The organism is Streptomyces sp., from assembly GCF_036524955.1.
Taxonomy (GTDB): Bacteria; Actinomycetota; Actinomycetes; order Streptomycetales; family Streptomycetaceae; genus Actinacidiphila.
In genome coordinates this window covers 1-6347 of record NZ_DATDBG010000175.1, presented here as the reverse complement: position 1 = coordinate 6347, position 6347 = coordinate 1, and the positions used below count along the sequence as shown (strand labels likewise).

Annotated in this window: 8 protein-coding genes and 1 pseudogene; 6 read left to right on the top strand and 3 right to left on the bottom strand. The window is 70.9% G+C overall.

The features are described from left to right. Positions 1 to 137: 137 nt before the first annotated feature. The 3 genes from VIW71_RS14340 (at position 138) to VIW71_RS14330 (ending at position 1174) form a co-directional block, all read left to right on the top strand. Entirely contained in the window at positions 138 to 299 is a 162-nt protein-coding gene (locus VIW71_RS14340) for a hypothetical protein (RefSeq protein ID WP_331622600.1), read from the top strand. An 87-nt stretch (positions 300 to 386) separates the two neighbouring features. Further along, positions 387 to 575 carry a hypothetical protein gene (locus VIW71_RS14335; RefSeq protein WP_331622598.1) on the top strand — a complete coding sequence of 63 codons (189 nt, stop codon included), beginning with the start codon at positions 387 to 389 and terminating at the stop codon, positions 573 to 575. Between the two features lie 77 nt (positions 576 to 652). Beyond that, complete coding sequence (locus tag VIW71_RS14330; protein WP_414720746.1) at positions 653 to 1174, top strand: hypothetical protein; 522 nt, start codon at positions 653 to 655, stop codon at positions 1172 to 1174. 235 nt (positions 1175 to 1409) lie between these two features. Here VIW71_RS14330 and VIW71_RS14325 read toward each other — a convergent pair whose 3' ends face one another. Together VIW71_RS14325 and VIW71_RS14320 are read right to left on the bottom strand one after the other, a co-directional pair. Then, the gene (locus VIW71_RS14325; protein WP_331622597.1) at positions 1410 to 2021 is read right to left on the bottom strand and encodes a GOLPH3/VPS74 family protein; all 612 of its coding nucleotides are present in this window, start codon (positions 2019 to 2021) and stop codon (positions 1410 to 1412) included. Positions 2022 to 2153: 132 nt separating this feature from the next. Further along, the gene (locus VIW71_RS14320; RefSeq protein ID WP_331622595.1) at positions 2154 to 2456 is read right to left on the bottom strand and encodes a muconolactone Delta-isomerase family protein; all 303 of its coding nucleotides are present in this window, start codon (positions 2454 to 2456) and stop codon (positions 2154 to 2156) included. A gap of 802 nt (positions 2457 to 3258) precedes the next feature. Between VIW71_RS14320 and VIW71_RS14315 the strand changes: the two genes are divergently transcribed. Beyond that, complete coding sequence (locus VIW71_RS14315) at positions 3259 to 4494, top strand: PP2C family protein-serine/threonine phosphatase (RefSeq protein ID WP_331622594.1); 1236 nt, start codon at positions 3259 to 3261, stop codon at positions 4492 to 4494. 133 nt (positions 4495 to 4627) lie between these two features. On the opposite strand, the gene VIW71_RS14310 is transcribed toward VIW71_RS14315, so the two are convergent. Next, positions 4628 to 4861: a hypothetical protein gene (locus VIW71_RS14310; RefSeq protein ID WP_331622593.1), complete on the bottom strand. Its 234-nt coding sequence runs from the start codon at positions 4859 to 4861 to the stop codon at positions 4628 to 4630. 143 nt (positions 4862 to 5004) lie between these two features. Here VIW71_RS14310 and VIW71_RS14305 point away from each other — a divergent pair. Both VIW71_RS14305 and VIW71_RS14300 read left to right on the top strand, forming a co-directional pair. Then, positions 5005 to 5118, top strand: a pseudogene (locus VIW71_RS14305) (transposase); the annotation flags it as partial. A gap of 342 nt (positions 5119 to 5460) precedes the next feature. Beyond that, on the top strand, positions 5461 to 6264 hold the full coding sequence (locus tag VIW71_RS14300) for an endonuclease I family protein (protein ID WP_331622591.1): 804 nt from the start codon (positions 5461 to 5463) through the stop codon (positions 6262 to 6264). Positions 6265 to 6347: the final 83 nt, after the last annotated feature.

Genomic DNA, 6347 nt, shown 5'->3' with positions numbered 1-6347 from the left:
ACGACCGGATTCGCGGTGGCCACTCGTTTTCACGGGAATGAATCGGTCAACCGGCCGACTTCGGATTGGTCCACCCCCGCCCCCCCTACCTCTTGGAATTGTCCAATGATAAGCGGGCTGTTGACCTGGGATGATGCGTGGATGAATCCGTGACCATCGACGGCCCCCAGGCCGTCCTGGTGAGCAACAATCCCTGCCGGAAGGGAGATCCCGCAGGCCCGGGGCGCCGGGAGCGGCTGGACTCCGGCGTCCCGGCAGTACTCGGTGTCGAGGTCGACAACGCGGTCCGGGCGAATTAGCCGCTTCACGCAAGCGCGGACCCGGGCCGACCTCGGTCACCGCCCAGGAGATGGTCATCGACGCTGACGCGCCCTTCGCCCCGGCCGGTGTCGACAGCGGAGGCCCTCACCGTGCCCACCCCCGTACGCTGCCGGATCGCACCGGGCGCCCTGCGCGTACGGCTGCCCGGTCACCGTCCCGGCGTACCGCGCGGCAAGCCGCCGATGGACCGGGGCGGGGTTCGCAGGCCGGCCCTGGCCGTGGATCGGGCCGCGGCGGGGCGTGACACCGGCTGATCAGTGCCCGACGGCTTCCCCTGGCCGTCGGGCGCCGCGACCATGCGAAGCGCGGCCTGTTCGGCGACTCTGGGGGTGTGACACACCGGACCCGCGCGCAGGACTCGCAGACTCGGCCGCCGACGGGTGCCGCTCACATCGACTACAGCGGCGCGATATACGGCTCGCTGCTCGCCGCCTCGGTGGTGGTCGGCGCCGGCACGCCCGGTTCGTTTCCGCGGTGGGAACTCGTTGTGCTGCTGCTTGGTACCGGTGTGGTGTTCTGGGCCGCGCACGTCTTCTCCCGCCTCACCGGAGCCCGGACGGTGCACCAGCCGGTGAGCCGGGAAGAGGTTCGCCGCGTGTGCGCCGACGAGCGGCCGATCGTCGAGGCCGCCGTCCCACCGGCCGGTGCTGTGGCGATCAGTCCGTTCCTCGGACTGGGATTTCAGGGGACGGCATGGCTGGCGCTCGCTGTCGCTCTGGCCGGGCAGGTCGGCTGGGCGACCCTGGCCGCTGTTCGCGCCGGCGCCTCACGCGGTCTGATCCTGGCCGCGGGTGCGGTCAACCTTCTCCTCGGACTGGTCATCGTGGTCTTCAAGGCCGCGCTCCAGCACTGACGCGGCCGAACGGGTCGCCTCCTTCAGCGCCGGAAGGTGCCTGTCAGCGCCCGGGCTTCCCGGCGGTCTCCTCCGAGGAGTCCCCGCTGGTCGACGCGCACGACCAGGACGTTTGTGGCTGTCGGTCAGCTCCGAGATGCCGCGGGTATCGATCGTGTCCGAGCACCCAGCCACGGAGCGATGACCGGTCATGGAGACAGGCCTGGTTGCCTCCATGGACGGAACGCCCGGTGGGTCAGTCGCCGTCGCCTCGCCAGATGTTGTCGAAGGCCGCTTTCTCGATGGCTCGGCGTTGCCGCACGGCTTCCAGCTCCCTCACGGCGTCGTTGACGGCGGCGAGCACGGTTGCCACTGCGTCGTCGGCCACGCTCGGCGGGTCTCCGGGTTGTGTGTCGTTGATCCCGGCGGCTGCCGCGAGGGCGGTGAGGATGGGCTCATGAGATGTCCAGCGGTCGGCTGCCCGGCGGCGAGCGGGGGAATCGGCCAGCACCGTTCGACCCGTCCGGAAGGGCATCCAGCGGCGGTGTTGCCGAGTGAGCTGCCCTTCGGCCTCAAGAGCGGCCAGGTAGGCCGTTGCCAGGCCGTGGCCTCTGCGCCACAGCCAGTCGCCGACCGACTCGTACGGCGCTTCCCGGGCAAGGGACGACGCGGCTTGGTCCAACAGGCGATCCGCGACGGTCGGCCGGTGAGCCGGCACGATGTGATCGCCGTCCATCCGGATGGCTTGGGCGCTGAGAAGATCGATCAGTTCAGCTCCCGCGAGCGCGAGTGACAGGTCGCCTCGCTCAAGAGGGCGGCTGGACTCCATGTCCATGGCAACGGTCAACAGGTCGCGCGGTGTGGTCATGGATGACTCCACGTCCGGGGCATCAGCAGCGATGCGTCGATGAGCGGCTGGTCCGGCACCCGGCGTGACGCCGGGCGGCAAGTGCCGCGGCCGCGTCATGGCGGCGGCGAGCAGAGGAAGCCGGTCCGGCGGTCACGACGTGGCGTCGGGCTTGCCCGGGTCATTGGGGTGGGATTCGACGGCGGTGACGACCAGGGTCATCCACGAGCGCAGCGGCAGTGTACCGAGCACCTTCTCGCGCAGCTCAGCCTCGTCGGCGGCACGCCACAAGCCGATGCTCCGCAGCTCACCGGCCGGGCGCCAGAGCCGGACCAAGTTGCCCGTGGCGGCCAGCTCCTTTGCCCGGACCGCTTCGGCGGCACGGCGCCGGTCGACGTCGGCCGGGTCGGTGCCCTCGGGGATGTCGGTGGTGATCTCTACCAGGAACTCGCGCATGCTCTTCCTCCGTCCGGTGGGGTGCCCGGCCACCGGGGCCGGAACGCCACGTGCGGTGCCGGGAGGCGGCCGTGCGTTCGAGGCGGCACCCGGTTCGGCGGCCCTGGGCACCCGCGACCGTCTGGCGCGTCCTCGGCCCGTTCGGCGTGCTCGGCCTTCGCGGGACGCGGCCAGGCTGCCGTCACCAGGGTCATGCTGACCGGCCAGAAATCCGAGGGGGACCGTTCCGGATGGCGGCATGGGGTCAGGCTATGACTGCTCGGGCCGATCCGCAGGCCGGGCGTCACGGGCCGTTGGAAAACGAACGGGCCGCAGGGGGCTGCCGGGCCGCAGGCCGGTGGCGGCCGTCCCGTCGCGCAGATCTTGCGTGTGACGGCGACGAGCAGGGGGAGTGCCGCGGCGCAGGGTTTGTCCGGTGCGGTCGCCCGGTAGCGGGCCAGGACGGTCGCCACCCCGCCGAGCCCACGGCCAGAAAGGGCATGGCCCGCCGGATCACGGCGTTGTCCGGGGGCAGTTCGTCGCGCAGGGCCATGGCGTCGCGCAGGAGTCGCTTCTCGACGTCGTCCGGGACGGGTACGCCGGCGCGGTGCCGGGCGTGGACCACTCCGGCGGTTCCGTAGGCCACGCACACGGCGTTGGCACGGAACGCCCCGGGCGACGGCGGGAAGACCCAGTCCGGCTGTCCCCTCGGCTCGCGGATGGCGGATGGCGGATGGCGGATGGCGGATCGGGGCGGGCGCGGATGCCGGGCGCCTCGTAGATTGGCGAGAGCACCACCAGCGAGAGGACTGGCAGGGAGCCTGTGCTACCGCAGATCGATTACAGGGCATTGTTCGCGGCCACGCCCAGTCCGTATCTGGTGCTGGGTCCCGACTTGGTGATCGTGGACGTCAATGAGGCGTACCTCCGGGCGACCGGCCGGAGCAGGCCGGAGCTGGTCGGGCAGTACCTGTTCGAGGCCTTCCCGGACAATCCCGCGGATCCGGACGCTGACGGGGTGCGGAACCTGGACGCCTCGCTGCACCGGGTACTGCGGTTCAGGGAGCCGGACACCATGGCGCTGCAGAAGTACGACATCCCCGTCGCGGACAGGCCCGGGGTGTTCGAGGAGCGGTGGTGGTCCCCGATCAACACTCCCGTGCTCGGACCGGACGGCCAGGTGGTGTGGATCATCCACCGGGTGGAGGACGTGACCGCGTTCGTCCTGTCCCGCCCGGCCCGCCCGGCGGGCGGGACGCTCAGCGAACGGGAGGCGATGGAGGCCGAGCTGTACGCCCGGGCGCGCGAGCTGCAGCGGCTGAACGAGGAGCTGCGGCGGGCCCACGCCCGGGAGCGTCAGGTCGCCGTCACCTTGCAGGAGGCGATGCTCCGCTCGCCGGATCTGGCCCGGCACCGGGATGTCGCGGTGCGCTACCTGCCCGCGGTGGGATCGCTGAACGTGTGCGGCGACTGGTACGACGTGGTCGATCTGCCCCATGACGGTTTCGGTGTCGCGGTCGGCGACGTCGTCGGCCACGGCCTGGAGGCCGCAGCCGTCATGGGCATGCTCCGCAGCGCGCTGAGCGCCGCCGTGAGGGCCGTCGACGGGCCCGCGAGAGCCCTGGAGGTCCTGGGCCTGTACTCCCGGTCCGTGGAGGGGGCGCTGGCCACCACCGTGGTCAAGGCGGTGATCGACACCCGCAGCCACCGGATCACCTACAGCAGCGCCGGCCACCCGCCCCCCGTCCTGGTGCACCCCGACGGCACCTGCGACCTGCTGGACCACGCCACCGACCCGCCGCTGGGCGCCCGCCCCAAACACGCCTCCCGCCCCCAGGCCGCCGTGCCCTACACCCCGGGCGACACCCTCGTCCTCTACACCGACGGGCTCATCGAACGCCGGGGCGAGGACATCGACACCGGCCTGCAACGGCTGACCGACGCCCTGGCCCGCGACAGCCGCCTGGGCCCGGAACGCCTCGCCGACGCCCTGCTGGCCCACCTCGGCGTCAGCGGCGGCGCCCGCGACGACATCGCCCTGGTCGTCGTCCGCCTGTGATCCCTCGCGGCACGGGTCCCGCGGCGGGATCGCCCGTCCACGGTCTCAGTGTGAGCGTCGCCGGCTGTCCGCTACTGCGTGCCGTGCCGATGGGCGGTGCGCGCTTGGCCCCTGGGAATGGGCCCAGAGCCCGTCATGCGGCGCCGCGCAGGGGCGCCGGCGTGCCGATCGTGTGGACGGGATTGCGCGGGGTGCTGTGTGCGGGGGCCTTGGCCGTGGCTGTCTGCGCGGTGGTGGCGGTGCGGCTGCCGCCGGTTGTGTCCTGGTCGGTGTCCCCGAAGCCCATGCCGCTCAGGGCACCGATGTTGGCCCACAGCCGTGCTTCCAGTGCCTGGCGGTTCCTGGCGGCGAGCGGCGTGCTGTTCATGGCGAATCCTGCCTTCATCCTGTTCGTGGGTCCCGGTTCCTCTCCCTGGGGCCACTGTCAGAATCCCCGGAAAGGCACGGCCGTCGCGAGGGTGCGCGCATGCCGGAGGAGGCGGGGTGCCAGCACCACCGGCCCCGGGGGCTGTCAGCGTCCCGGGCATCGCACCGTGCTCGGCCGCGAGGTTCCTCGCCGCCGTCGGCGGCAGCCTGGACGACTTCGACTCCCCGGACGCCCTGGCGGCCCTCGCCGGTCCCGCAGGCCCTGATCCGTGACCGACGGTGTACCAGGCCACACCTTCGGTGACTACGACCGCTCGGCAACAGCATGGGGAGGCTCCGCCGCCTGGGTACTTCGGACATCAAGGAGAGCAAAAGCTCCGCCAGTTGGGCAAAGCCCTCGCGCGACACGGCCCCTGACCTGGGAACGGTCAGGGGCCGTGTCGTATACGAGAACGTCACAGAAAAGCCTTCTCCCGGTTACACAGCCGACCCCTCCTCCCTGTCATGCTCCGGTTACAAAAAGTCAACACGCGTAGATCGCGGCGTAGTTGAGCGGGATGCCGCGTTCCGGCGCGTGCCGTCCCCGGGAAGGGCACCCCCATGTCCGTTGCGCAGATAGGCAGATGGAAGGTGTGGGCGGCAACCGTATCCGCCGTCCTCGTCGGCCTCACCCTACCGACGGTCGCCGCGACTCCCGCGAGCGCCACGACCACGGCGTACGACAGCACGTACTACAAGAACGCGATCGGCAAGACCGGCACGAGCCTGAAGTCCTCGCTGCACACGATCATCAGCAGCCAGAGCAAGATCTCGTACGACGCGGTCTGGAACGCGCTGAAGGTCACCGACCAGGACCCGAACAACAGCGGCAACGTGATCCTGCTGTACAGCGGCACCTCGCGCAGCAAGGCCCTCAGCGGCGGCGACGTGGGCGACTGGAACCGCGAGCACGTGTGGGCCCAGTCCCACGGCGGCTTCGGCACCTCGGCCGGCCCCGGCACCGACCTGCACCACCTGCGCCCCGCGGACGTACAGGTCAACAGCATCCGCGGCAACAAGGACTTCGACAACGGAGGCAGCGCGGTCAGCGGCGCGCCCGGCAGCTACACGGACTCCAACTCCTTCGAGCCGCGCAACGCGGACAAGGGCGACGTGGCCCGCATGATCCTCTACATGGCCGTCCGCTACGAGGGGGACGACGCCTGGGCCGACCTGGAGCCCAACGACTCGGTCTCCAACGGCAGCGTCCCCTACCACGGCCGCCTCTCCATCCTGAAGCAGTGGAACGAGCAGGACCCGCCGAGCGCCTTCGAGGAGGCGCGCAACCAGATCATCTACGACATTTACCAGAAGAACCGCAACCCGTTCATCGACCACCCGGAGTGGGTCGAGGCGATCTGGTAGACCGACCGTGACGTGCGCGTGGCCTCCCGCCGGACGCGCCGCGTGGAGTGAGTGCAATTCGGGCTGAACCGAATGGCCCAGGG

Excerpts from the sequence above, each read along its gene's own strand:
- VIW71_RS14300 (WP_331622591.1), top strand. The coding sequence starts at position 5,461 with ATGTCCGTTGCGCAGATAGGCAGATGGAAGGTGTGGGCGGCAACCGTA.
- VIW71_RS14325 (WP_331622597.1), bottom strand. The coding sequence starts at position 2,021 with ATGACCACACCGCGCGACCTGTTGACCGTTGCCATGGACATGGAGTCC.
- VIW71_RS14320 (WP_331622595.1), bottom strand. The coding sequence starts at position 2,456 with ATGCGCGAGTTCCTGGTAGAGATCACCACCGACATCCCCGAGGGCACC.
- VIW71_RS14310 (WP_331622593.1), bottom strand. The coding sequence starts at position 4,861 with ATGAACAGCACGCCGCTCGCCGCCAGGAACCGCCAGGCACTGGAAGCA.